This window comes from Oerskovia sp. PE-21s (assembly GCF_056158145.1).
The window spans coordinates 282,495-307,009 of sequence record NZ_JBUXJM010000003.1 but is presented as its reverse complement, the minus strand read 5'-3'; the positions used below and the strand labels follow the sequence as shown (position 1 = coordinate 307,009).

The 24,515-nt window shown below is 71.4% G+C and carries 18 protein-coding genes; 10 read left to right on the top strand and 8 right to left on the bottom strand.

Annotated elements, in window-relative coordinates; translation table 11 throughout:
- Positions 1 to 65: 65 nt before the first annotated feature.
- Together ACZDYF_RS07295 and acnA are read left to right on the top strand one after the other, a co-directional pair.
- Positions 66 to 2,585 (top strand): HAD-IC family P-type ATPase, encoded by a 2,520-nt coding sequence (locus ACZDYF_RS07295; protein ID WP_475055083.1) that lies wholly within the window; start codon positions 66 to 68, stop codon positions 2,583 to 2,585.
- 191 nt (positions 2,586 to 2,776) lie between these two features.
- Positions 2,777 to 5,545 (top strand): aconitate hydratase AcnA, encoded by a 2,769-nt coding sequence (gene acnA / locus ACZDYF_RS07290; protein ID WP_191792053.1) that lies wholly within the window; start codon positions 2,777 to 2,779, stop codon positions 5,543 to 5,545.
- A gap of 152 nt (positions 5,546 to 5,697) precedes the next feature.
- On the opposite strand, the gene ACZDYF_RS07285 is transcribed toward acnA, so the two are convergent.
- The 5 genes from ACZDYF_RS07285 to guaB1 all read right to left on the bottom strand — a co-directional run bounded on the left by ACZDYF_RS07285 (position 5,698) and on the right by guaB1 (position 10,638).
- Complete coding sequence (locus ACZDYF_RS07285) at positions 5,698 to 6,756, bottom strand: GIY-YIG nuclease family protein (RefSeq protein WP_475055081.1); 1,059 nt, start codon at positions 6,754 to 6,756, stop codon at positions 5,698 to 5,700.
- 163 nt (positions 6,757 to 6,919) lie between these two features.
- The gene (locus tag ACZDYF_RS07280) at positions 6,920 to 7,360 is read right to left on the bottom strand and encodes a DUF1801 domain-containing protein (protein WP_475055080.1); all 441 of its coding nucleotides are present in this window, start codon (positions 7,358 to 7,360) and stop codon (positions 6,920 to 6,922) included.
- 106 nt (positions 7,361 to 7,466) lie between these two features.
- Positions 7,467 to 8,366 carry an aminoglycoside phosphotransferase family protein gene (locus ACZDYF_RS07275; RefSeq protein ID WP_475055489.1) on the bottom strand — a complete coding sequence of 300 codons (900 nt, stop codon included), beginning with the start codon at positions 8,364 to 8,366 and terminating at the stop codon, positions 7,467 to 7,469.
- A 101-nt stretch (positions 8,367 to 8,467) separates the two neighbouring features.
- Positions 8,468 to 9,193, bottom strand: a complete 726-nt coding sequence (locus tag ACZDYF_RS07270; protein WP_475055078.1) for an NUDIX hydrolase — start codon at positions 9,191 to 9,193, stop codon at positions 8,468 to 8,470.
- Positions 9,190 to 10,638: a GMP reductase gene (gene guaB1 / locus ACZDYF_RS07265; protein ID WP_475055075.1), complete on the bottom strand. Its 1,449-nt coding sequence runs from the start codon at positions 10,636 to 10,638 to the stop codon at positions 9,190 to 9,192. The genes ACZDYF_RS07270 and guaB1 overlap by 4 nt, the downstream gene beginning before the upstream one ends.
- A gap of 152 nt (positions 10,639 to 10,790) precedes the next feature.
- Here guaB1 and dxs point away from each other — a divergent pair, with 152 nt between their 5' ends.
- The gene (dxs, locus tag ACZDYF_RS07260) at positions 10,791 to 12,701 is read left to right on the top strand and encodes a 1-deoxy-D-xylulose-5-phosphate synthase (protein ID WP_204809099.1); all 1,911 of its coding nucleotides are present in this window, start codon (positions 10,791 to 10,793) and stop codon (positions 12,699 to 12,701) included.
- 112 nt (positions 12,702 to 12,813) lie between these two features.
- Here dxs and ACZDYF_RS07255 read toward each other — a convergent pair whose 3' ends face one another.
- Positions 12,814 to 13,956, bottom strand: coding sequence for a carboxylate-amine ligase (locus ACZDYF_RS07255; protein WP_475055073.1), 1,143 nt, complete (start codon positions 13,954 to 13,956; stop codon positions 12,814 to 12,816).
- Positions 13,957 to 14,549: 593 nt separating this feature from the next.
- Here ACZDYF_RS07255 and pflB point away from each other — a divergent pair.
- A complete protein-coding gene (gene pflB, locus ACZDYF_RS07250; RefSeq protein ID WP_475055072.1) occupies positions 14,550 to 16,832 on the top strand; it encodes a formate C-acetyltransferase in 2,283 nt (760 codons plus the stop codon).
- 21 nt (positions 16,833 to 16,853) lie between these two features.
- Entirely contained in the window at positions 16,854 to 17,864 is a 1,011-nt protein-coding gene (gene pflA, locus ACZDYF_RS07245) for a pyruvate formate-lyase-activating protein (RefSeq protein ID WP_191792060.1), read from the top strand.
- 63 nt (positions 17,865 to 17,927) lie between these two features.
- Here the strand turns inward: pflA and ACZDYF_RS07240 are convergent, their stop codons facing one another.
- Positions 17,928 to 18,896, bottom strand: a complete 969-nt coding sequence (locus tag ACZDYF_RS07240) for an alpha/beta hydrolase (protein WP_475055069.1) — start codon at positions 18,894 to 18,896, stop codon at positions 17,928 to 17,930.
- Positions 18,897 to 19,008: 112 nt separating this feature from the next.
- On the opposite strand from ACZDYF_RS07240, the gene ACZDYF_RS07235 reads away from it, so the two are divergent.
- The 5 genes from ACZDYF_RS07235 (at position 19,009) to ACZDYF_RS07215 (ending at position 23,930) form a co-directional block, all read left to right on the top strand.
- Complete coding sequence (locus ACZDYF_RS07235) at positions 19,009 to 19,452, top strand: RidA family protein (RefSeq protein WP_475055067.1); 444 nt, start codon at positions 19,009 to 19,011, stop codon at positions 19,450 to 19,452.
- Between the two features lie 38 nt (positions 19,453 to 19,490).
- A complete protein-coding gene (locus ACZDYF_RS07230) occupies positions 19,491 to 20,240 on the top strand; it encodes a PIG-L deacetylase family protein (RefSeq protein ID WP_191792063.1) in 750 nt (249 codons plus the stop codon).
- 117 nt (positions 20,241 to 20,357) lie between these two features.
- Complete coding sequence (locus ACZDYF_RS07225; RefSeq protein ID WP_475055064.1) at positions 20,358 to 21,875, top strand: MFS transporter; 1,518 nt, start codon at positions 20,358 to 20,360, stop codon at positions 21,873 to 21,875.
- A 142-nt stretch (positions 21,876 to 22,017) separates the two neighbouring features.
- The gene (gene gadC / locus ACZDYF_RS07220; protein WP_475055061.1) at positions 22,018 to 23,490 is read left to right on the top strand and encodes a glutamate/gamma-aminobutyrate antiporter GadC; all 1,473 of its coding nucleotides are present in this window, start codon (positions 22,018 to 22,020) and stop codon (positions 23,488 to 23,490) included.
- Entirely contained in the window at positions 23,487 to 23,930 is a 444-nt protein-coding gene (locus tag ACZDYF_RS07215; protein WP_475055059.1) for a hypothetical protein, read from the top strand. Before gadC ends, ACZDYF_RS07215 begins: the two co-directional genes overlap by 4 nt.
- A gap of 33 nt (positions 23,931 to 23,963) precedes the next feature.
- Here ACZDYF_RS07215 and ACZDYF_RS07210 read toward each other — a convergent pair whose 3' ends face one another.
- A complete protein-coding gene (locus ACZDYF_RS07210) occupies positions 23,964 to 24,470 on the bottom strand; it encodes a hypothetical protein (protein ID WP_475055058.1) in 507 nt (168 codons plus the stop codon).
- Positions 24,471 to 24,515: the final 45 nt, after the last annotated feature.

Genomic DNA, 24,515 nt, shown 5'->3' with positions numbered 1-24,515 from the left:
CGTCCGGGCGCTCGGTCGTCCAGCCTCGACAGGGCACGGCGGCGCGCGGCGGGCACAATCGAGGGGTGAGCAGCCTCGCCGACGACGACACGTCCGCGACCGGACCCCAGGGCCCGGCGGGCGCTCCGCCGTCGGGCCGGGGGACGGGACCGCAGGACGGCGCCCCCGCGTCACGTCCCGGCGCGGAACCCGGGCTGAGCGCCCAGGAGGTCGCGGCGCGCGTCCGGGCCGGGCAGACCAACCTGACCACCCGCTCGACCTCGCGCTCGCTGACCGCGATCCTGCGCTCCAACGTCTTCACGCTGTTCAACCTGATCCTCGCGATCGCCGTGACGCTCGTCCTCCTCACGGGCAGGTGGCCCGACGCGGTCTTCGGGTTCGTGGTCGTCATCAACGCGGCGATCGGCATCGTCACCGAGTACCGGGCCAAGCGGACGCTCGACCGTCTCTCGATCCTCACCGCGCCCTACGCCCGGGTCGTGCGGGACGGCACCGAGCAGCAGGTCGCGCTCGACGAGGTGGTCCTCGACGACGTGCTGCTCGTCGGGACGGGCGACCAGGTCCCGGCCGACGCCCGGGTGCTCGACGTCACAGGGCTCGAGGTCGACGAGTCCATGCTCACGGGGGAGTCGCGCCCCGTGCGCAAGGCCGTGGGCGACGAGGTGCTCTCCGGGTCGGCCGTCGTCGCAGGCGCCGCGGTGTGCCGCGTGGTGCGGGTGGGCGAGGAGGGGTACGCCCAGCGCATCACCTCCGAGGCCAAGAAGTTCTCGGTCGTCCGCTCCGAGCTGCGCGAGGGCGTCAACAAGATCCTCAAGGTCGTCTCGATCGGGATCGTGCCCATCTCCTTGCTGCTGTTCTGGAGCCAGCTGTACTACACGGGCGGCGTGCGCGAGTCGATCGCGGACGGGACGTGGCGCGACGGCGTCGTGGCGGCCGTCGCGGGCGTCGTCGGGATGATCCCCGAGGGCCTGGTCCTGCTCACCTCGCTCAACTTCGCGATCGCGGCCACGCTGCTCGCACGCCAGAAGGTCCTCGTCCAGGAGCTGCCCGCGGTCGAGATCCTCGCACGCGTCGACGTCCTGTGCCTCGACAAGACCGGCACCCTCACCGACGGGCACGTCGCCCTGACCGCGCTGCGCCCCCTGGCCGCCGTCGAGGGCGCGCGCGAAGCGCTCGCGGCGCTCGCGGCCGACCCGGACGGCAACGCGACGTCCAAGGCGCTCGCCGAGGGGCTCGCGGACACGGCGCCCGCTGCGGTCGCCGAGGCCGTCCCCTTCTCCTCGGCGCGCAAGTGGAGCGCGGTGCGCACCGGCGCGGGGGCGTTCGTGCTGGGAGCGCCCGAGATCCTGCTCGCCGGGCGCACCGACGGTCCGGCGGCGACCGCGCTCGCCGAGGTCCACGAGTCCGCGGGCACGGGGGCGCGCGTGGTCCTGCTCGCGCACGCCCCGACCGGACTCCCGACGGCGCAGGCGCCCCTCCCGTCCGACCTCGCCCCCGCGCTGCTCGCGGTGCTCGGAGAGCGCATCCGCCCCGACGCCGCGCAGACGCTCGAGTACTTCCGGCGCCAGGGGACCCGGGCCAAGGTCATCTCGGGCGACAACCCCGACACGGTCGCGGCGATCGCGACCTCGGTCGGGCTGCACGGGGAGGGCGTCAGGGTCGAGGGCTTCGACGCGCGCGAGCTGCCGACCGACCCCGACGAGCTCGCCGACGTCGTCGCCGCGCACGACGTGTACGGGCGCGTGACGCCCGAGCAGAAGCGCGCGATCGTGCACGCGCTCCAGTCCCGCGGCCACGTGGTCGGCATGACGGGCGACGGCGTCAACGACGCCCTGGCGCTCAAGGACGCGGACCTCGGGATCGCGATGGGCAACGGCGCGCCCGCGACCAAGGCCGTCGCGCGGGTCGTGCTGGTCGACGGGCGGTTCGCGACGCTGCCCGGGGTGCTGGGGCAGGGGCGCCGGGTCATGGCGAACATGGAGCGCGTCGCGAGCCTGTTCCTCGCCAAGACGACGTACGCCGCGATCCTCGCGGTGTCGGTCGTGCTGCTCGTGTGGCCGTACCCGTTCCTGCCCCGGCACATGACGCTCGCGGGCTCGCTCACGATCGGCATCCCGGCGTTCTTCCTCGCGCTGCCGCCCAACGACCGGCGCTACCTCGCCGGGTTCCTGCGGCGCGTGCTGAGCTTCGCGATCCCGGCGGGCGTGGTGATCGGGGCCGTGATCCTGGCGGTGTACGGGTACCTGCGCCCGCTCGTCGGGACGGACGACGCACGCTCGGCCGCGACGCTCGTGCTCGTCGGGGTGTCGTTGTGGATCGTGGGCATCCAGGCGCGGCCGGTCAACGGGTGGAAGATCGCGCTGATCGCTGCGCTCGCGGCCTGCGCGGCGCTCGCGGTGGCGGTCCCGTGGGTGCGGGACTTCTTCGCGCTCCAGGTCCCGACGGCGAGCGAGGCGGTGGTCATCGCGGTCGCCGTGGTCGTGGGGTGGGTCGCGATCGAGGCCGTGTACCGCGTGCTCACGCCGCGGCTCGGGGGAGGGTCCACGGCCGGTCGCACCAAGGTCGATATCTTGACGTCAAGATAAATGCGCTATGCTGTGTGTCGGCGACATTTCGGAGCGTCGCCGGCCCGGCGTAGGCTGGGCAAAGCCCCCAGAACCATCTTGATCGTCATTCGACGACCTGCCGTGCCGGGTGCACGGCGCGGGCCGCAGAGCCCGCGCGGTGCCCCGGCCGCGGTGGTCGTCACCACCCTCGCCAGGTAGAAGGAGCAACCGTGAGCAGCGTCGACACGTTCGGGTCGAAGGGAACACTGGAGGTCGGTGAGAACTCGTACGAGATCTTCCGTCTCTCCGCGGTCGAAGGCGCGCAGCGCCTCCCGTACAGCTTGAAGATCCTCGCGGAGAACCTTCTGCGCACCGAGGACGGCGCCAACATCACCGCGGACCACGTGCGTGCCATCGCCGCCTGGGACCCCGACGCGCAGCCCGACACCGAGATCCAGTTCACGCCGGGTCGCGTCATCATGCAGGACTTCACGGGAGTGCCCTGCGTCGTGGACCTCGCGACCATGCGTGAGGCCGTCGCGGACCTCGGCGGCGACCCGTCGCGCATCAACCCGCTCGCGCCCGCCGAGATGGTCATCGACCACTCGGTGCAGATCGACGTCGCGGGCCGCCGCGACGCGTTCGAGCGCAACGTCGAGTTCGAGTACCAGCGCAACCACGAGCGCTACCAGTTCCTGCGCTGGGGCCAGACGGCGTTCGACGACTTCAAGGTCGTCCCCCCGGGCACCGGCATCGTCCACCAGGTCAACATCGAGTACCTGGCGCGCACCGTCATGACGCGTACCGTGAGCACTGCTGACGGGGACGTCCTGAGGGCCTACCCCGACACGTGCGTCGGCACCGACTCGCACACGACCATGGTCAACGGCCTGGGCGTGCTCGGCTGGGGCGTGGGCGGCATCGAGGCCGAGGCCGCGATGCTCGGACAGCCCGTCTCGATGCTCATCCCGCGCGTCGTCGGCTTCAAGCTCAGCGGCCAGATCCCCTCGGGCGTGACCGCGACCGACGTCGTCCTCACGATCACGCAGATGCTGCGCCAGCACGGCGTCGTCGGCAAGTTCGTCGAGTTCTACGGCGCGGGCGTCGCGGCCGTGCCGCTGGCCAACCGCGCCACCATCGGCAACATGAGCCCCGAGTTCGGCTCGACCGCCGCGATCTTCCCGATCGACTCGGTCACGGTCGACTACCTGCGCCTGACCGGCCGGTCCGAGGAGCAGCTCGCGCTCGTCGAGGCCTACGCCAAGGAGCAGGGCCTCTGGCTCGACCCGACCGACCCGAGCTACGTCGAGCCGGTCTTCTCCGAGTACCTCGAGCTCGACCTCTCGACGGTCGTCCCCTCGATCGCCGGCCCCAAGCGTCCCCAGGACCGCATCGAGCTGTCGAACGCCAAGTCCGCGTTCGCCCGCGACCTGCCGACCTACGCCCCCGAGGTCGTCGACGTCGTCGACGAGGCCGAGAAGGAGTCCTTCCCGGCCTCCGACTCGCCCGCGATCCACGCCAACGGGCGCCGGACCGTCCCGGTCACGGACACCAACGGCAAGCAGTTCGACCTGTTCCACGGTGCGGTCGCGATCGCCTCGATCACGTCGTGCACCAACACGTCGAACCCGTCCGTGATGCTCGCCGCGGCGTTGCTCGCGAAGAAGGCCGTCGAGAAGGGCCTGGAGGCCAAGCCGTGGGTCAAGACCTCCATGGCCCCGGGCTCGCAGGTCGTCACGAACTACTACGAGAAGGCGGGCCTGTGGCCCTACCTCGAGAAGCTCGGCTTCCACCTCGTGGGCTACGGTTGCGCGACCTGCATCGGTAACTCGGGCCCGCTCGACGAGAAGGTCTCCGAGGCCGTCAACGAGCACGACCTGTCGGTCGTCTCGGTGCTCTCGGGCAACCGCAACTTCGAGGGTCGCATCAACCCCGACGTCAAGATGAACTACCTGGCCTCCCCGCCGCTGGTCATCGCGTACGCCCTCGCGGGCACCATGGAGTTCGACTTCGAGCACGACCCGCTGGGACGCAACGAGGACGGCTCGCCGATCTTCCTGCGCGACATCTGGCCCACGCCGGAAGAGGTCCAGGCGACGATCGACTCCTCGATCGACCGTGCGATGTTCACCAAGGACTACGCGGACGTCTTCACGGGTGACGAGCGCTGGCGCGCCCTGTCGACCCCCGAGGGCAACACGTTCGAGTGGGACCAGCAGTCCACCTACGTCCGCAAGCCCCCGTACTTCGAGGGCATGTCGGCGCAGCCGTCCCCGGTCACCGACATCTCGGGTGCCCGCGTGCTGGCCAAGCTGGGCGACTCGGTCACGACCGACCACATCAGCCCTGCCGGGTCGATCAAGGCGGACTCGCCGGCCGGTGTGTACCTCGCCGAGCACGGCGTCGAGCGTCGCGACTTCAACTCCTACGGCTCGCGCCGCGGGAACCACGAGGTCATGATCCGCGGCACGTTCGCGAACATCCGCCTGCGCAACCAGCTTCTCGACAACGTCGAGGGCGGCTTCACGTTCAACTTTGTGAAGAACGCTCAGGACACCATCTACGACGCCGCGCAGGACTACGCCGCGGCCGGCACGCCGCTCGTCATCCTGGGTGGCAAGGAGTACGGCTCCGGCTCGTCGCGTGACTGGGCTGCCAAGGGCACCGCGCTCCTGGGCGTCAAGGCCGTCATCACCGAGAGCTTCGAGCGCATCCACCGCTCGAACCTGATCGGCATGGGCGTCCTGCCGCTGCAGTTCCCGGCCGGCGAGTCGGCAGGGTCGCTGGGCCTGGACGGCACCGAGACGTTCGACATCTCGGGCGTCACGGCGCTCAACGAGGGCACGACGCCCCGGGCGGTCAAGGTCACCGCGACCAAGGCCGACGGCACCTCCGTCGAGTTCGACGCCGTCGTGCGCATCGACACCCCGGGTGAGGCCGACTACTACCGCAACGGCGGCATCCTGCAGTACGTGCTGCGCTCGCTCGTCAACGGCTGACGAACGGCTCCCGCTCACGGTGAGCGGCGTCGTCGGGCCCGGGTTCTTCCCGAAGGCCCGACGGCGCCGCGCACCTCGCGCGGGACGCACGACGACGGGGCGTCCCACCACCGGGTGGGGCGCCCCGTCGTCGTGTTGATCAATTTCCCTCGTCAGGCCGTGATATGCCGCCAACCTGCCGCGTAGTTCATGAGCACCTGGACTTCTCGTCCGTTTCGGGACTCGTAGATCGATCGGGCCAGCACGGGATGTCGGAGCACCCTAGTGCCGAGGGGGACGCCCCACGTGCTGTCGTCCGGGTACCACTCCCACCGATGCTCGTAGTCGATGCTCCAGATGTACCGAACGACCGTCTCACCTGTGGCGGTAGGAATGCCGAGCCAGAGCTCTTTCGGACGGTCGTCGGCGCCTTCTATCCACCGTGCGACGTCCGCCTTGGACAGCCTCCAGTAACGGCGGCCACGCTCACGAGCATCAATGTCGTCCCATGGAGCCTCTGGATCCCACCCCGCCCGGATCTCGCCGCTACCCGCATGCTCGTGGAGGACCTTGATTCGGTTTGCGACCGGGAGCAGGGCTGGCGGTAGGGCTGGAGAAAGATCGACGCGATAGTCGCTTGCCAGGAGTTCGAGCCGCGTGCCTTTGACCAGGAGCGCGGACGTGCCTGGGCGAATCTGCGAGAGCGCGAGCGTCTCCGCCCGTATGGGGACCTCTCGAATCGTCATGGGGAGGTGGCGCGACTGCGCGTTCTCCCGGGGGGTGGGCGAAGCCGCTGATTCCGGAAGATGCTGGGACAGATCCGTGATCTCGTTGCGTACGTGGATCACCTCCTGATGGTGGCCAGGGATCGCATTGGTCAGTGGCGGAAGCCCTGCAGCGGAGAGCACCTCTGCGAGCAGCGTCATCGCGAGGGACTCGGCGGCATAGGCCGCAGACTCGTTCGGAATGTCTTGCGCAAGGATCAGTGCAGGTACCGACTCGCCGCGTTCCAGGATTTCGCGAATGCGATGGGACTTGCCGCCCAGGCGTTCGTGATCACGGTTGGTGCTCTCCAGATGGTTTCGGACTTCCCTCTCATGGTGGGCAAAGCGCCTTCCTTTCCCCTTCCCGACGTAGAACGCGCTCTGCAGGTGGTTCTTGCCCACGCGCAGTCGCGCTGGATCGAGTAGCGCATAGATGTAGTAGCAGTCGTCGTCGTGAGACTCAGCCATGGTGGCCCCCGCGTTCGTCGTGAGATTTCCGGCCAACGATCCCGTACCCGCTGGCATTTAGCCACGCCCCGCGCGGAGTGATCTGGGTGATCTCGACGAACCGTGGCTACCGACGACCGCGAGCGCTTGCAGCCGTAGGGGAGCGAGCAGTCGTGCGTGCGAGCTAGGAGTCGCGCGCCCGCTGCGTGAAGGTGCCCGCCGTCACAGCCGCGTACGACCGGCGCACGATCTCCTCCAGGACGTCGAGGTCGTTCGTCGACAGGTCCTTGAGGTACACGCAGACGAGACCGGTGGTGTGCGGGCCGAGGCGCGCGAGCAGGTCCTCGTGGGCTCCCGTGCCGTCCGGCAGGTACACCGTGGACGCGGCCTTGCGCGGCGAGAACCCCGCCGCTCCCGCGTCGCCCTGGCGGCCGCTCGCGTACTCGTAGTGGTACTGGCCGAACCCGATGATCGACGGCCCCCACATCACGGGCGGTTCCCCCGTGACCCGCTGCATGAGGGCGAGGAGCGTGTCCGCGTCGCGACGGCGGACCGTGTGGGTGACGGTCGCGAGGAACGCGTCCACGTCGCCGTCGTGCGGGCGGGTCTTGTTGTCCGGGGCCATGTGCCAGTATCTCGCCGCTGGGTGCCGGTGGCACGTATCTCGCGAGGAGGGCCCGAGGCGCGACCGCGTTCGCACGTGGACCCGGCCGCCGTACGGGACGGGCGGCTCAGTCGTCCCCGAGCACCTGCGCGAGCGTCTGGGCGCCCAGCTCGGCGAACGACGGGTTGTCGTCGGAGTGGGCCGCGAAGGCCGTGCCGAGGACCAGCGCCCACCCACGGGCTCGCTCCCACGTCGCGTCGTCCGTTCCGCACCGCGCGGTCACGGCGTCGCGGAACACACGGCGTCCCGCGGCGTCGAACGTGAGCCAGGCGGTCGCGAGATCGGTGGCCGGGTCGCCGCTCGTCATGTCTCCGAAGTCGACCACGGCCCCCAGCCGGTGGTCGCCGGGCGCGAGCACCAGGTTCGCCGGGTGCAGGTCGCCGTGCAGCCACAGCGCCGGCCCGTCCCACGGGGGAACCTCGACGAGGCGGGACCACAGGTCGAGGAGGGCGCCGTCGTCGGGCACGTGGCCCGACGTGAGGCGCTCTCGGACCGACTCGTCGCGAGCGGCCAGGGGGACGCCGCGGAACGGGTTGACGGGCGCCTCGGGCGGGGCCGGGACGTGCAGGGCCGCGAGGAAGGCGGCGAGGTCGGGGGCGAGCGCGCGGCGCAGGGCTCGGTCGACCGCGAGGGCGCTCAGCCCGTCGAACCACGGGACCACGCTCCACGACCAGGGGAAGGCCGGACCGGCTGACCCTTCGGAGGGGAGCCCGACCCGCACGGGAGCGGGGACCGGCACGGGAAGGCGCGCTGCGAGGCCCGGCAGCCACTCCTGCTCGTGACGCACGAGCCCGGCGGCACCCTCGCGGCGCGGGACCCGCACGGCCAGGTCGTCGCCCAGGCGCAGCACGACGTTGTCCCACCCGTTCGCGACCACGGTCAGGGGCAGGTCTGCCAGGTCCGGGTGCTGAGCGGCGAGCAGCGCGCGGACGAGCTCGACGGTCACGTCGACGTCGGGGGAGGGCATGTCGGGCACGGAGGAACCCTAGCGGTGCGACGGCGTCGCCTGCGCCCAGGCCTGAGACGCGCGGGCCGAGGCGAGGTGGCGAGGGCGCGCCACGACCACGATCAGACCGGCACCTCGACCGTGCGCGCCGCGTCCCACGGCTCGGCCCAGCCCAGCCGGTCCAGGAGCGCGTCGAGGATCGCGCCCGTGAACCCCCACACGAGGTGCTCGCGCCCGTCCGCGGACACCAGGAACGCGGGGCTCTTGTGCGTGTCCCGCCCACGGCGCACGACGGCGGTGCGCCGGTTCGCGGGGTCCGTCAGGTCCGCGACGGGCACCCGGAAGACGTGCGCGGACTCGGCCGAGTCGACCACGGCCACGGGCGTGGGACGCGCCCACCATCCCAGGACGGGGGTCACGAGGTGGTTGCTCACGGGCAGGGGGAGCGGGGACAGCGTCCCCAGGACCTCGACCCCGTCACGGTCGAGCCCGGTCTCCTCGACGGCCTCGCGCAGGGCCGCGTCGACCAGGTCCGCGTCCGTGTCGTCGAGGCGGCCGCCGGGGAACGAGACCTGCCCCGGGTGGTGGCTCAGCGTCGAGGCCCGTGCGAGCAGCAGCACGTCGAGGTCGGCGGCGACCGGGAGAGGCGCGGCGCCGGGCCGGGACGTGTCACGGGACGCCGCGACGTCGTCGAGCACGCCGAACAGGACCAGCACCGCGGCCTGCCGCACGCGCGACTCGTCGAGCGTGCCGATCGCGTAACGCCACGGGCGTGGCCACGGTGCGCCGTCCTGGGCGAGGGCCGCGAGGTCGGCGCGGGCCGACCTCGCGGACGGGGAGACTGTCACCAGCCCGCGGGCAGCGGACGCCCCTCCTCGTACCCGGCGGCCGACTGGATGCCGACCACGGCGCGCTCGGCGAACGCCTCGAGCGAGTCTGCCCCCGCGTACGTGCACGAGCTGCGCAGCCCCGCGGTGATCTCGTCGATCAGGTCCTCGACGCCCGGACGAGCCGGGTCGAGGTACATGCGCGACGACGAGATGCCCTCCTCGTACAGCCCCTTGCGAGCCTGCTGGAACGGCGAGCCGCCCGCGGTGCGGGCCGCGACCGCGCGGGCCGAGGCCATGCCGAACGACTCCTTGTACAGGCGGCCCGTGCCGTCGTCGTGCAGGTCGCCCGGGGACTCGTGCGTCCCCGCGAACCACGAACCGATCATGACCTGGGACGCGCCCGCCGCGAGAGCCAGGGCGACGTCGCGCGGGTGGCGCACCCCGCCGTCGGCCCAGACGTGCTTGCCCAGCTCGCGCGCCGCCTCGGCGCACTCGAGGACCGCGGAGAACTGCGGGCGACCCACGGCCGTCATCATGCGCGTGGTGCACATGGCGCCCGGCCCGACGCCGACCTTGACGATGTCCGCGCCCGCGGCCACGAGGTCGCGCACGCCCTCGGCCGTCACGACGTTGCCCGCGACGATCGGGACCTGCGGGTCCAGGGAACGCACGGCCTCGAGGGCCTGGAGCATCTTGACCTGGTGGCCGTGGGCCGTGTCGACCACGAGGACGTCGGCGCCCGCGGCGAGGAGCTCGGCGGCCTTCGCCTTGACGTCGCCGTTGATGCCGACGGCCGCGGCGACGCGCAGGCGGCCCGAGCCGTCCACGGCGGGGGAGTAGACGCTCGAGCGCAGCGCGCCGCGACGCGTCAGGACGCCCACGAGGTGTCCGTCGCGCACGACCGGCGCGACCTTGCGGCGCGAGCGGTGGAGCTCGTCGAACGCGGCCTCCAGACCGCCCGGTCCGGTGACGACCGACGCCTCGACCACCTGGGGGTGCGCGGACATGACCTGGTGGACCTGCGTGAAGCGGTCCACGCCCAGGCAGTCGGCCTCCGTGACGACGCCGACCGGGCGGTCACCCTCGAGGACCACGGCCGCGCCGTGGGACCGCTTGCCGATCAACGTCAGGGCCGTGTGGACCGTGTCCGTGGGGGAGACCACGACGGGGGTCTCGATGACGGGGTCCTTGCTCTTGACGTCGGCGATCACGTCCGCGACGACGTCGGTCGGCACGTCCTGCGGGATCACGACGATCCCGCCGCGGCGCGCGACCGTCTCGGCCATGCGCCGGCCCGCGACGGCCGTCATGTTCGCCACGACGAGCGGGATCGTGGTGCCCGTGCCGTCGTCGGACGACAGGTCCACGTCGAAGCGCGACGTGATCTCGGAGCGGGACGGGACGAGGAACACGTCGCCGTAGGTCAGGTCTGTGGTGGGCCGCTGGCCCGGCAGGAAGCGCACCCCAGCAGTCTACGGAGGGACGCCAGAGGGGGAGGGTGGATCGGGTGCGCACCGCGTGCAGACGTCGTGACCAGCCCTTTCCGGGCGCGAGCACCCTCCCTGACGGCCTAGAGTTGTCGGGCTAGTCGAATGGCAGGCGGAACGGAGCGGTTATGACCCTGTTGAGCAGCATCACGTCCCCGGAGGACCTCCGGCGACTGACCCCCCAGCAGGTGGAGACCCTCGCCGCGGAGATCCGCGAGTTCCTCGTCTCCGCCGTCTCCCGCACGGGCGGGCACCTCGGGCCGAACCTCGGCGTCGTCGAGCTGACCCTCGCGATGCACCGTGTGTTCGACTCGCCCAAGGACTCGTTCGTGTTCGACACGGGCCACCAGTCCTACGTGCACAAGCTGCTCACGGGCCGCCAGGACTTCTCCGCGCTGCGCAAGCGCGACGGCATGTCCGGCTACCCGAGCCGCGCCGAGTCGCCGCACGACATCGTCGAGAACTCGCACGCGTCGACCGCGCTGAGCTGGGGCGACGGGATCGCCAAGGCCAACGTGGTGCGCGGCCTGCGGGACCGGCACGTCGTCTCGGTCATCGGCGACGGCGCCCTCACGGGCGGCATGGCCTGGGAGGCGCTCAACAACATCGCCGAGAGCCAGGACCGGCGCCTGGTGATCGTCGTCAACGACAACGGCCGCTCCTACTCGCCGACCATCGGCGGCATGGCGCACCACCTGTCGACCTTGCGCACCACGCGCGGCTACGAGAACTTCCTCGACTGGGGCAAGCGCACGCTCTCGCGCTCGGGCGCCCCCGGCCGGTTCGCGTACGAGTGGCTGCACGGGCTCAAGAAGGGGCTCAAGGACGTCGTCGCGCCCCAGGGCATGTTCGAGGACCTGGGCATCAAGTACGTCGGCCCGGTCGACGGCCACGACATCGAGGCCCTCGAGCACGCGTTCGTGCGGGCCCGCTCCTACGGAGCGCCCGTGATCGTGCACGTCATCACGGAGAAGGGCCGTGGCTACACCCCGGCCGAGCAGGACGTCGCCGACCGCTTCCACGCCGTCGGGCAGATCCACCCCGAGACGGGGCTGCCGGTGGCACCCTCGCGCTTCGGTTGGACGTCGGTCTTCGCCGACGAGATCGTCACGATCGGTCGTCGTAGGCCCGACGTCGTCGCGATCACCGCGGCCATGCTGCACCCGGTGGGCCTCGCGCCGTTCGCCGAGGCGTTCCCCGAGCGCACGTTCGACGTCGGCATCGCGGAGCAGCACGCGGCGACCTCGGCCGCGGGCATGGCCTTCGCGGGCCTGCACCCGGTCGTCGCGGTCTACGCGACCTTCCTCAACCGGGCGTTCGACCAGGTCCTCATGGACGTGGCGCTGCACAAGGCCGGGGTCACGTTCGTGCTCGACCGCGCCGGCATCACGGGCGAGGACGGTGCGAGCCACAACGGCATGTGGGACATGGCGATGCTGCGCATCGTGCCGGGTCTGCACCTGGCCGCGCCGCGCGACGAGCCGACGCTGCGCGACGCGTTGCGCCACGCGGTCGACATCGACGACGCGCCCTCGGTCGTCCGCTACCCCAAGGGCGCGGTCGTCGCGCCGATCCCCGCGATCGAGACGGTCGACGGTGTCGACGTCGTCGCACGCCACGACGCCGTCCCGGCCAAGAAGACCGCCTCGACCTCGACCGCACCGGCCCGCAAGGTCCTGCTCGTGGGCGTCGGGTCGATGACCGGCACCGCGATGGCGGCCGGGGAGGCGCTCGCGGCCCACGGCGTGGACGTCACGGTCGCGTCCCCGACCTGGGTCCTGCCCATGCCGTCCGCCCTCGTGAAGCTCGCGGGCGAGCACGACCTCGTGGTCACGATCGAGGACGGCCTCGCCGACGGCGGCGTGGGCTCTCTCCTGGGGCAGCGGGCGGTCGAGGCCGGGATCACGGTGCCCGTGGTCCCGCTGGGCCTGCCTACGGTCTTCCTGGACCACATGTCGATCGACCAGGTCAAGGCCACGCACCGCCTCACGGCGCAGGACGTCACGCGCGACGCGCTCACGGCGCTCGCGCTGCTCTGACCTCCGCACGGCGGGGAGATCGACGAGGGGCGCGGACCGCACGGTCCGCGCCCCTCGTCGTGCGCTCCGGTGCAGGCCCGACGGCGCCGCGCCCCCGAGCGGCCGTCGCGCCTCAGGCCAGCGTCGCCTCCGCGGCCCGCTCGACCACGGCGCGCAGGTCGCCCGAGCTCGCGAACCACGTGCGTTGGCGTCCGGCGCCGCCGCCGTTCGACCACAGCCGTCCGAGCAGCTCGGTCACGGCGTCGAGGTCGCCCGCGTCGACGAGGGCCTCGCGCACGTGCGCGACGAGCTGGCCCACGACGTCGTGCGCGGTCGCGGGCTTCCACGTGAGGGGCGAGACCAGGTCGCCAGAGATCCCCGAGCGCCCGGCCCGCCAGGAGGCGGTGCGCAGGAGCTCGGGGTGCAGCATGGGTGCCGAGACGCCCGCGTCGGCCTCGCGTGCCGCGGTCTCGACGAGCCCGCGCGCCAGGGCCGCGAGCAGGGTCGCGGTGTCGGCGTCGAGGCACACGTCCGCGACGCGGATCTCGACCGTGGGGTAGGACGCGGACAGCCGGGCGTCGAAGTAGATCATCGCGGTGTCGAGGATCGTGCCCGTGGCGACCAGGGCGTCGACCGTGGCGCGGTACGCCTCGGGCGTGCCGAACGACGGGGCCGGGCCCGCCGTCGGCCATCGTGACCAGACCTGGGAGCGGAAGCTCGCGTACCCGCTGTCCTCGCCCTGCCAGTACGGCGAGTTGGCGCTCAGCGCGAGGAGCGGGGCGAGCCAGGGACCGATGCGGTCGAGGACCGCGACCCCCTCGGCATCGGACGAGACCGCGACGTGGACGTGGCAGCCGCCCGTGAGCTGTTCGCGTGCCGTGAGCCCGAACGCGGCGCGCGCCGCGAGGTAGCGGAGCTTGCCGACCGTGGTGGGGGAGACGGGGACGGGCGACGTGCCGAGGGCCACGATGCGCGCGTCGCGCTGCTCGGCGGCCTTGTTGGCCCGGATGCGCCCCTCGCGGATCTCCTGGGCGAGGTCCGACAGGTCGGCGCAGGGGTGCGTGCCGGTCTCGAGCTGCTCCTCCATGAGCTCGAGCTCGAGGTCGCCGCCGGGGGCGTCGTCGGACCGGTCCGGGCGCGAGCCGCCCGACGCCCCGAGCCCTCCCTCGGTGATCTCGGTGGTGCCGGACGATTCGATGACCTCGGTCGCGACGGCGGTGGGGATGCCGTCGGGCCCGACGAGGAGGAACTCCTCCTCGACTCCCATGGTTCGCATCGAGGCAGTCTCACACGCGCGGGGGGCTCTTCGCACGCAGTGGGGCGCCCGGCTCGTGCATAGGGGCCTCGAGGCGTGTCGGACAGCTCGCCTGAGGATGCCGCTCGTCGCCGGCCCGGGCCCAGTACCGGGGGGCGACGGGCGGCATCTCGACGTGTCCTCCCGCCCGTGGGCGTGGGGACGGCTGCGTCGGTGCGTGGGCGCGCGGGCGCCCGTAGGGTGGGATTTTGGGCGGAGCTGAGGACGGTACGGGGGCGGGGGTGGTACGCAAGGGACTTTGGTCCCGAACGAGAGGTCTAAAGACTCCCACGAAAAGGTCATGTGAAGACCGTCACAAGGTGGAATGAAGTCGCTTAGATGCATGTTGAAGAACGTAGAAGGGTTGGAATTCCGCCATTCTCGAGGCGTCGAACCTCGAATCGCCGCCGCGGCCTGTGAGCCAGGTGACAGCGTCTTTGCCACGCCGACACCCTCTGCGGGTCGTAGCCTGAAGGGGCGAAGGAGAACGGCAGGACGGCACGGATTTCCCGCGTCGACCAAGGTCTTTACCCCCGCCGCGCAGGCAGCGCGGTGTGGACGTCGAGGAGAGTGATATGACCAGCATTTCCGAGGCTCGCAGCACCACTGGCGGCCAGGACGACGCGACCGTCCCCGCATGGGCCGGCTTCACCGCAGGTCCCTGGCAGGACACGGTCGACGTGCGTGACTTCATCCAGCGCAACTACACCCCGTACGAGGGTGACGACTCCTTCCTCGCCGGGCCCACCGAGCGCACGACCGGCATCTGGGCCAAGCTCTCCGAGATGTTCCCCGCCGAGCGCGAGAAGGGCATCTACGACGTCGACCCGCACACGCCCGCCGGCATCACGGCCCACGCGCCCGGGTACATCGACAAGGACTCCGAGGTCATCGTCGGCCTCCAGACCGACGCCCCGCTCAAGCGCGCGATCATGCCGAACGGTGGATGGCGCATGGTCGAGGGCGCGCTCGAGACCTACGGCTACCCGGTCGACCAGGAGCTCAAGAAGGTCTTCAGCGAGTACCGCAAGACCCACAACCAGGGCGTCTTCGACATCTACCCGCCCAACGTCCGCGCAGCGCGCAGCTCGCACATCATCACGGGCCTGCCCGACGCGTACGGCCGCGGCCGCATCATCGGTGACTACCGCCGCGTCGCGCTGTACGGCGTCGACCAGCTCGTCGCCGCCAAGAAGCTCGACAAGCTGGACCTCGACACCCAGCCGTTCAGCGAGAAGATCGTGCGCGAGCGCGAGGAGCACGCGGAGCAGATCCGCGCGCTCGGCGAGCTCAAGGAGATGGCCGCCTCCTACGGCTACGACATCTCCGGCCCGGCCACCAACGCCCGCGAGGCCGTCCAGTGGCTCTACTTCGGCTACCTCGCCGCGGTCAAGGAGCAGAACGGCGCCGCGATGTCGCTGGGCCGCACCTCGACCTTCCTCGACGTGTACCTCGAGCGCGACCTGGCGAACGGTGTCATCACCGAGGAGCAGGCGCAGGAGATCATCGACGACTTCGTCATCAAGCTGCGGATCGTGCGCTTCCTGCGCACCCCGGAGTACGACTCCCTGTTCTCGGGCGACCCGACGTGGGTCACCGAGACCATCGGCGGCATGGGCGACGACGGTCGGCCGCTCGTCACGAAGAACTCGTTCCGCTTCCTGCAGACGCTCTACAACCTGGGCCCGGCCCCCGAGCCCAACATGACCGTCTTCTGGAGCCCGCGCCTGCCGCAGGGGTTCAAGGACTTCTGCGCCAAGGTCTCGATCGACACCTCGGCCGTCCAGTACGAGTCGGACGAGCAGATCCGCCCGGCCTGGGGTGACGACGCCGCGATCGCGTGCTGCGTCTCGCCCATGGCGGTCGGCAAGCAGATGCAGTTCTTCGGTGCCCGCGTCAACCTCGCCAAGACCCTCCTGTACGCCATCAACGGCGGCAAGGACGAGGTCACGGGCAAGCAGGTCTCCCCGGTCGTCGCCCCCGTGCCCGAGGGCCAGCCCCTCGACTACGACGACGTCCGCGCCCGCTTCGACAAGACCATGGACTGGCTGGCCGAGACCTACGTCGAGGCGCTCAACTGCATCCACTGGTCGCACGACAAGTACGCCTACGAGCGTCTCGAGATGGCCCTCCACGACAAGGAGGTCCTGCGGACCATGGCCTGCGGCATCGCGGGTCTCGCGGTCGCGGCGGACTCCCTGTCGGCCATCAAGTACGCCACGGTCACGCCCGTGTTCGACGAGCGCGGCATCGTGGTCGACTACCAGACCGAGGGCGACTACCCCGCGTTCGGCAACGACGACGACCGTGTCGACTCGATCGCGGTCGAGCTCGTCGAGTCGTTCATGGCGAAGATCCGTTCGCACAAGATGTACCGCGACGCGCTGCCCACGCAGTCCGTCCTGACCATCACGTCGAACGTCGTCTACGGCAAGGCCACGGGCAACACTCCCGACGGCCGCCGCGCGGGCGAGCCGTTCTCCCCGGGGGCCAACCCCATGAACGGCCGCGACACGCACGGCATGCTCGCCTCGGCCCTGTCGGTCGCGAAGCTGCCGTACAACGAGGCGCAGGACGGCATCTCGCTGACCAACACGGTCGTCCCGAGCGGTCTGGGCCGCACCCGTGACGAGCAGGTCGCGAACCTCGCCGGTCTGCTCGACGCGTCGGTCGGTGGCGACGGCTACCACATGAACGTCAACGTGCTGGTGAAGGAGACTCTCGAGGACGCCATGGAGCACCCCGAGAACTACCCGCAGCTCACCATCCGCGTCTCCGGGTACGCCGTGAACTTCGTGCGGCTGACCCGCGAGCAGCAGCTCGACGTCCTCTCGCGGACCTTCCACGGCGCTCTCTGAGCGCAGAACGGCGGAACCATCATGACGACTCTCTCGACGCCCGCAGCAGGCCAGGTGCCCGCGCGTGCCGCCGCCCGCTACGGGGTCGACGGGGTCGCCTCGGCTCCGCTGCCGTGGCGGACCTCCGGTGACGGCCTGGGTCACGACAGCGACCTGGACGCACCGGAGGCCCCCCGCCGCCGGACGGGGGCCGGGGTCTCCGGCCTCTCGACGGCCGAGGACCTCGACCGGCACGACAAGCTCGCGATGATGCGCTCGGGCGAGCTGGGCTCCGTCCACTCATGGGAGCTCGTGACCGCGGTGGACGGTCCGGGCACGCGCCTGACGGTGTTCCTCAACGGGTGCCCGCTGCGGTGCCTGTACTGCCACAACCCCGACACCCTGCAGATGAAGGACGGGGAGCCGGTCACGGCCGACGAGCTGCTGGCCCGCGTCAAGCGGTACCTGCCGGTCTTTCGCGCCACCAAGGGCGGGCTGACGCTCTCGGGCGGCGAGGTGCTCATGCAGCCCGCGTTCGCCGCGCGCATCCTGCGGGGCGCCAAGGAGATGGGTGTGCACACCACGCTCGACACCTCGGGCTTCCTCGGGGCGAACCTGAGCGACGAGATGCTCGCGGACACCGACCTGGTGCTCCTCGACGTCAAGTCGGGCGACCCCGAGACCTACGAGAAGGTCACGGGGCGTGCCCTGGAGCCCACGCTGACGTTCGGGCGACGGCTCGCCGAGTCGGGCCTGCCCGGCGGCGTCACGGCCGAGCACCCGGTCGAGGTCTGGATCCGCTACGTGCTGGTCCCGGGCCTGACCGACCAGGCCGAGCACGTCGACGTCGTCGCGGACTACGCGGCCTCGCTCAACGAGATCCGGCCCGGCACGGTCACCCGGGTCGAGGTCCTGCCCTTCCACCAGATGGGCCGGGACAAGTGGGAGACGCTCGGGCGCGAGTACGAGCTCACCGACACCCCGGCGCCCGACGTCGAGCTGGTCGACCGCGTGCGCGACCAGTTCCGGGCGAAGGGGCTCACGGTCTACTGACCGGCCGCCCGGCCCTGAACGACGAGCCGCGGCCCCTGGATCCTGTGATCCGGGGGCCGTTCGTCATGTCCGGGTGAGCGCGGCGGTCAGCCACGGGCCCAGCACCGGCAGCACCGCGTCCGGCTGCATGGCCCGGGTGTGGTCCAGGCCGTCGAGCAGGCGCACGTCCCAGCCCGCGGTGCGCAGCTCGTCGGCGTGCGCGGCGAGCGCGCCGCCGATGCTCACGTGCACCCCGCCCCACTTCTCGCCGTACTCGATCTCGTCGGCCGTCCCGGCGAACGCGAGTCGCGGACACGTCACCTGGTCCAGCGCGGCCCGGTCGTCGAACCCGTCGAGCGCCTCGTACAGGGTCACGAACTGGCGCGCCTGGCCCTCGCCGAGCGTCATGTCGAACGCGTCCCAGTCGAAGTCCTCCGCGTCCTGCGCGGCCGTGGCCGCGTCGTCCGGCGCCTGCGCACGCTCCTCCTGCCCGACGACGTCGCTCGCCTCGCGCTGCGTCGTCGGGCCGTCCCGGGGCTCGACCGGCGCTCCGTCGGCACCGGCCGTCATGGCATGCGTCGCGCGCGTGACCGCGAGCATGCCCGCGTACGGCCCACCCCGCGGGGGGAAGCCGCCCATGACGAGCGCGCTCAGGCGCCTCGTGCGCAGCGCGAGCTGGAGGCCGCTCAGCGCGAGCCACGAGTACCCGTAGTACGCGAAGGTCTCGGCGCCTGCGGCGTCGGCGATCGCAAGGAGGTCGGCCGCGACGTTCTCCGGAGTCAGCGTGTCGGGGGCCGGGTGAGCCATGCGGTGGCCCTCGTAGTCGGCTGCGGCCACGCGGAACGTGGGGGAGAGGGCGTCGACCAGGGTCCGGCCCAGCGCAGGGTCGACGCCCCACCTGCGGAGCTCGTCGGCCTGCGGCCCCGCGGCCGGGACCGGGTTGACCGGGAGCACGACGGCGGGGCCCGTCCCCGTGACCTCGACGGGGATGGTGCTCCCGTCGTGAAGAATCGCGGTGGTGTGGTGCGTGACCGGGGAACCGTTCGACGTCATGCGAGCCACGCTATCGCGCACCGTGGGGCGCGGTGCGAGCCCGAAATGCCTGGATCCTGGTGTCCGGATGACGGAGGATCGAGGAACACCCCACCGACCCCGAGGAGAACCCGTGCCTGCTGCCCCCGCCGCTCCGTCCAGCGCTGAGCCGTCGACCCCCGTCGCACGGCTCGTGCGCAGCCCCCGCCTGTCCGACGTCGCCGAGTACGCGTACTCGGCCGTCGTCCCGTCGGGCGCGCGGCTCGTCTACGCCGCAGGCGCGTGTCCGCTCGACGCGGACGGCGCGACCGTGGGCGTCGGGGACGTGCGGGCGCAGGCCGCCCAGAGCATGGCGAACCTCGCGGTCTCGCTCGAGGACGCAGGCGCGACCTTCGGGGACCTCGTCAAGACGACCGTGTACGTCGCCTCGGCCTCGCAGGACGACCTCGTGGCCGCGTGGGAGGTCGTGCGCGACACGCTCGCCCCGCACGACCCGCCGAGCACGCTCCTCGGCGTCGCCGCGCTCGGCTACGACGACCAGCTCGTCGAGGTCGAGGCGGTCGCGGCGATCCGCTGACCCCTCCGCTCGCGGCGCCCGGGCATACCGTGGGAGGCATGGACCTCCCACCTCAGACACCCCTGACCCCGCTGACCGAGGACTGGACCCGGGCGCTCGCGGTCGTGGCCCACCCGGACGACATGGAGTTCGGTGCGGCCGCGGCCGTCGCCCGCTGGACCGGGCAGGGCAAGACCGTGGTCTACGCCATGGTCACGAGCGGCGAGGCCGGGATCGACGGCCTCGCCCCCGACGAGGCGCGCGCCGTGCGCGAGGCCGAACAGGTCGCGTCGGCCGCGATCGTGGGCGTGGACGAGGTCGAGTTCCTCGGCCTGCCCGACGGCGTGCTCGAGTACGGGCTGCCGCTGCGGTCGGCCGTCGCGGCGGCGATCCGTCGTCACCGCCCCGAGGTCGTCATCACGGGCAACTACCGCGAGACCTTCCCGGGCGGGATGCTCAACCAGGCCGACCACATCGCGACGGGCCGCGCCGTCGTGGACGCCGTGCGCGACGCAGGCAACCGCTGGGTCTTCCACGACCAGGTCGAGGCGGGCCTGGAGCCGTGGGGCGGCGTGCGGCAGGTCTGGGTCGCAGGGTCTCCCGACGCGGCCCACGGCGTCGACGTGACCGGGACGTTCGACGCGGGCGTGGCCTCGCTCCGTGCCCACGCCGCCTACATCGCCGGTCTCGGGTGGGAGCACTTCGACCCGGCCGAGTTCCTCGCGACCATGTCCCGGGCGGGCGGCGCTCGCATGGACGTCGAGCACGCCACCGCGTTCGAGGTGCTCCGCATGGGCTGGGAGGACTAGCGCACCGCGCCTGCCGCCTGGGGAGCACGCGCGCTCTCGACAGGAGCGCAGCGGCCATCTGCCCTACCGTGTGTCAGGGGTACCCGCCCCGAGCCCGTCACGGGAAAGGGCAGTGCGATGAGCGACGCTGCGCAGGTCGATGGACAGGTCGGAGCCAAGGCGGGCGGGGTGCTCGCGGCGACCTGCATCTCCACGTTGGTGGTGAACGCGAACACCTCGGCGGTCAGCATCCTGCTCCCGGCGATCTCCGAGGACACCGGAACGTCGGTGACCACGCTGCAGTGGGCGGTGACGGGCTACTCGCTCGTCGGGGCGGCGGTCATCGTCACCTCGGGCTCGTTGGGCGACGTCTTCGGCCGGCGGAGGGTCTTCCAGCTCGGGCTGCTGCTGTTCGTCGCGTCGTGCATCATGATCGCGCTGGCCGGGTCGGGGGGCATGGTCATCGCCGGTCGCGTGATCCAGGGCGCGGCGGGGGCGACGATCCTCGCGTGCGGGCTCAGCCTCCTGTCGGTCGCGAACTCGGGCGACGCACAGCTACGCGCCGTCTCGCTGTGGGGCGCTGCGGCGGCCGTGGGGGCTGCGGCCGGGCCGTTGGTCGGCGGCGTGCTCGTCGACGTCACGGGGTGGCAGGGGCTGTTCTGGATCGACGCAGGGATCGCGGTCCTGTGCATGGTGCTGACGGTGTTGACCGTGGCCGAGTCGAGGGACCCGGACCGACCGAGGACGATCGACTACGCGGGCACCGTGCTCATCGCGCTGACGCTGACGCCCCTCATCCTGGGCGTGACCAAGAGCGGCGACTGGGGCTGGTTCTCGGTGGCCACGCTGGGGTGCTTCGCGATCTCCGTCGGGGCGGCCGTCGCGTTCGTCGTCGTCGAAGGGCGGGTCGCGGTCCCGCTCGTGGACCTCGCCCTGCTGCGCAACCGGGTCCTCGTCGGGTCGACCGTCGCGATCCTCATCGGGGCGGGCACGATCAACGGCCTGATGTACCTCCTGAGCCTGTACTTCCAGGACCCCGCCACGCTGGGCTTCAGCCCGCTCCAGGCGGGGCTCGCGACGCTCCCGGCCACCGTGGGTCTCGTGGTGGTCGCCCCGCTCGTGCCGCGGCTCGCGGCGAAGATCGGCGGTCGGCAGACGATCGGCTTGGGCTTCGCGCTGACGACGGCCGGCTTCGTGGTCGTGGGCCTCGTGAACGAGTCCTGGGTGTACACCGCGTTCCTGCTGCCGTTGGTCGCTATCGCGGTCGGCATGGGCCTGTCCAACGGTCCTGCGTCGGCGGCCGCCACGGCCGCGGTGCCGGAGAACCAGGTCGGTGGGGCCTCAGGGATCTCCAACATGGCCCGGTACGTCGGCGCTGCGGTCGCGACGGCGCTGGCAGCCACCATCTACGGCAACGTGATCGCCAACCGGACCGCTGACGGGGCCGCGCAGAGCGAGGCACTGGCGGGGGGACTGGCGGCCGCCGCGTGGATGATGGCCATCTTCAGCTTCCTCGGCGTGCTCATGGCGGTCGTGATCGGGCGCCACCGTGCGACGAAGGGCACGCTCGACGACGCCGCCGCGGCGGCCGCCTCGGTCTCCTTCACGCTGCCGACCTCGGCGACCGCGGGACAAATCGGCTCAGACCGGGGCTGAGCGCTCCCTCGCGGGGCGGTGCGGTTCACTCGATCTGGATGACGTGCGCCCGGTTCCTCGGGCGGCACACTCGAACCAAGGCCTGACCGACGACGTCGACGGAGGCAGTGATGACCACGCAAGCACTCCCGCAGGACGCGCGATGAGCGCCGCCGACGTCCCCGCCGACGTCCCCGTCGACGGCGCGGCGGCAGTCCCGGCCGCCCGCACCCGCGCGACGAACACCCAGTGGATCTCCTGGGTCGCGCTGGCGATGATGACCACCAGCTCGGTCGCGAGCCTGCGCGCTGCGCCCACGATGGCCGTCTACGGCCTGGCCTGCGTGTTCCTCTACCTGCTGCCCGCGGTCGTCTTCCTGCTGCCGACCTCGCTGGTGTCCGCAGAGCTCGCCTCCGGGTGGACGGGCGGCATCTACAAGTGGGTCTCCGAGGGCATCTCGAAGCCCATGGGCTTCCTCGCGGTGTGGTGCCAGTTCGCCATGACGATCTTCTACTACCCGAGCCTGCTCGGGTTCGTCGCGAGCACGCTCGCGTACGTCATCAATCCCGCTCTCGCCAGCAGCGGGGTGTGGACGGCGGCCGTGATCATCGTCGTCTACTGGTCCGGGGTCTGGGTCTCCTCGCGCGGCACCAAGGGCGTCGCCGGCCTCGCGAGCGGCGGGCTCATCATCGGGACCCTGATCCCCGGGGTCGTGCTCGTGACCCTCGGTGTCGTCTTCCTGGGTCAGGGGAACGAGTCCGCGGCACCCATGACGGCCGACAACCTCCTGCCGGCCTGGGCCGGGCTCTCGAGCCTCGTCCTCATCGTCAACAACTTCCTGTCCTACTCCGGCATGGAGATGAACGCGGTCCACGTGTCGTCGCTGAAGGACCCCGCCAAGCAGTTCCCGAAGTCGATGTTCCTCGCGATGGGGATGGTGCTGGCGATCTTCATCCTTCCCGCGCTGGCCATCAGCTGGATCGTGCCCGCCGAGGAGCTCTCGCTCACGGCCGGTGTGATGCAGGCCTTCGACGCGGTGTTCGCCAACTTCGGGTGGCAGTGGCTGACGCCCGTCGTGGGCATCATGCTCGTCACGGCCTCTCTCGGTGGCATGCTCACGTGGCTCGCCGGTCCGTCCAAGGGCCTGCTGCTCATCTCCCGCCAGGAGGGGTACCTCCCACCGTTCCTGCAGCGGCTCAACAAGAACGGTGTCCAGCAGAACATCCTGGTCGTCCAGGGCATCGTGACCACGGTGATCGGCCTCGCCTACGCGCTGATCCCCGACGTCTCGAGTGCCTACTGGATCTTCTCCGTCATCACGACGCAGGTGTACCTGATCATGTACCTGTTGATGTTCGTGGCCGCGATCAACCTGCGCCGACGTCAGCCCGACCACCCGCGCGGGTTCCGGGCCCCGATGCTCGTGAGCCTGTGCGGCGTGGGCTTCGCGGCCTCTCTGGCGGCGCTGCTGGTCGGGTTCGTCCCGCCCTCCCAGTTCTCCTCCGGCAGCCCGCTGGTCTACTTCCTCGTCGTGGGCGGCGGGGCCCTGGGGCTGGGCCTGTTCGTCCCGTTCCTGTTCTACCGGTTCCGCAAGCCGGCCTGGAAGCAGGCCGAGGCGACGGAGGTGGCCTCATGAGCACGTCGGCGGAGAACCAGCCTCGGCACGAGCGTCGGTGGATCTACGTCGGCGCGTGCGTGATCCTCGTCGCGATGGTCGTGTGGGGGATCCTCGCGTTCACGACCGTCAGGGAGTCGGCCCGCGCGTCGGAGAAGGCGGACGAGCTGATCGCGGCCCTCGAGGACGCCGGGGTGCGCACCCCCGACAAGGACCAGGTCGTGCGCGTCCTCGGCGACGACGGCGGTGCGACCTGCGCCAACCCCAACGAGGCGCTGAGCCGGGCGACCCTGCTCGCGCAGCTCGCGAACGGGGCGACGGGACCGGGCGCCCGGCCCGTCATCGCCGACAGCCGCGTGGTCCAGGGCCAGCTGCTCATCATCGAGGTCTACTGCCCGGACGAGCTCGACGAGTTCCAGGCGTTCGTCGACGACCTCAAGACCGCCGACGTGGCGGGGTAGGGCCGAGACCGCCGCGGCGGTCCCGCACTACGGCTAGTCCTCCTCGGCTACCCAGTAGCACCCCGAGCTCGACTCGCCCAGCACCACGAGACCCGTGTCGAAGGTGTACTCCGTCGCGGGGTTCCAGCCGTCGGACTCGAACAGCGAGCCGAACCAGGGGTCAGTGGGAGGAGTCGCATCCTCGGGGGCGTGCCCGAGCGCTGAGCCGCCGAAGTACTGGAGGAACTCCTCCGAGGGTGCGCAGTTGGTCGCGTACCGGGCCCCGCGCTCACCGAAGGAGCCGATGAACTCCTCGGCGAGCCGTCGTGCACGATGCTCGGGCATGATCTCGTCGGCATACGCGATGCCGATCCGCAGCAGGGTGGTCAGCAGCTGGCGTGCGCCGTCGGCCCCGACCTCCACCCAGCCTCTGCCGATCGGGGTGAGGCCCGTGGCGCGCGCGACGGCGTCGAACCCGGTCGCGGGAGGCAGCACGGACAGCCAGATCTCCTCTGCGGGGCGATCTCGCAGGAGCTGGGCGACGTCGTCGGGGAGCGGCATGCGGCCGACTGTAGCGGCCCGGCCGGCGTCTTCCGTGCGGGCTGG

What these genes read in the sequence shown, in the direction of transcription:
- ACZDYF_RS07285 (WP_475055081.1), bottom strand. Translation starts at nt 6,756, where the DNA reads ATGGCTGAGTCTCACGACGACGACTGCTACTACATCTATGCGCTACTC.
- ACZDYF_RS07280 (WP_475055080.1), bottom strand. Translation starts at nt 7,360, where the DNA reads ATGGCCCCGGACAACAAGACCCGCCCGCACGACGGCGACGTGGACGCG.
- ACZDYF_RS07275 (WP_475055489.1), bottom strand. Translation starts at nt 8,366, where the DNA reads ATGCCCTCCCCCGACGTCGACGTGACCGTCGAGCTCGTCCGCGCGCTG.
- dxs (WP_204809099.1), top strand. Translation starts at nt 10,791, where the DNA reads ATGACCCTGTTGAGCAGCATCACGTCCCCGGAGGACCTCCGGCGACTG.
- ACZDYF_RS07255 (WP_475055073.1), bottom strand. Translation starts at nt 13,956, where the DNA reads ATGCGAACCATGGGAGTCGAGGAGGAGTTCCTCCTCGTCGGGCCCGAC.
- pflB (WP_475055072.1), top strand. Translation starts at nt 14,550, where the DNA reads ATGACCAGCATTTCCGAGGCTCGCAGCACCACTGGCGGCCAGGACGAC.
- pflA (WP_191792060.1), top strand. Translation starts at nt 16,854, where the DNA reads ATGACGACTCTCTCGACGCCCGCAGCAGGCCAGGTGCCCGCGCGTGCC.
- ACZDYF_RS07240 (WP_475055069.1), bottom strand. Translation starts at nt 18,896, where the DNA reads ATGACGTCGAACGGTTCCCCGGTCACGCACCACACCACCGCGATTCTT.
- ACZDYF_RS07230 (WP_191792063.1), top strand. Translation starts at nt 19,491, where the DNA reads ATGGACCTCCCACCTCAGACACCCCTGACCCCGCTGACCGAGGACTGG.
- ACZDYF_RS07225 (WP_475055064.1), top strand. Translation starts at nt 20,358, where the DNA reads ATGAGCGACGCTGCGCAGGTCGATGGACAGGTCGGAGCCAAGGCGGGC.
- gadC (WP_475055061.1), top strand. Translation starts at nt 22,018, where the DNA reads ATGAGCGCCGCCGACGTCCCCGCCGACGTCCCCGTCGACGGCGCGGCG.
- ACZDYF_RS07215 (WP_475055059.1), top strand. Translation starts at nt 23,487, where the DNA reads ATGAGCACGTCGGCGGAGAACCAGCCTCGGCACGAGCGTCGGTGGATC.
- ACZDYF_RS07210 (WP_475055058.1), bottom strand. Translation starts at nt 24,470, where the DNA reads ATGCCGCTCCCCGACGACGTCGCCCAGCTCCTGCGAGATCGCCCCGCA.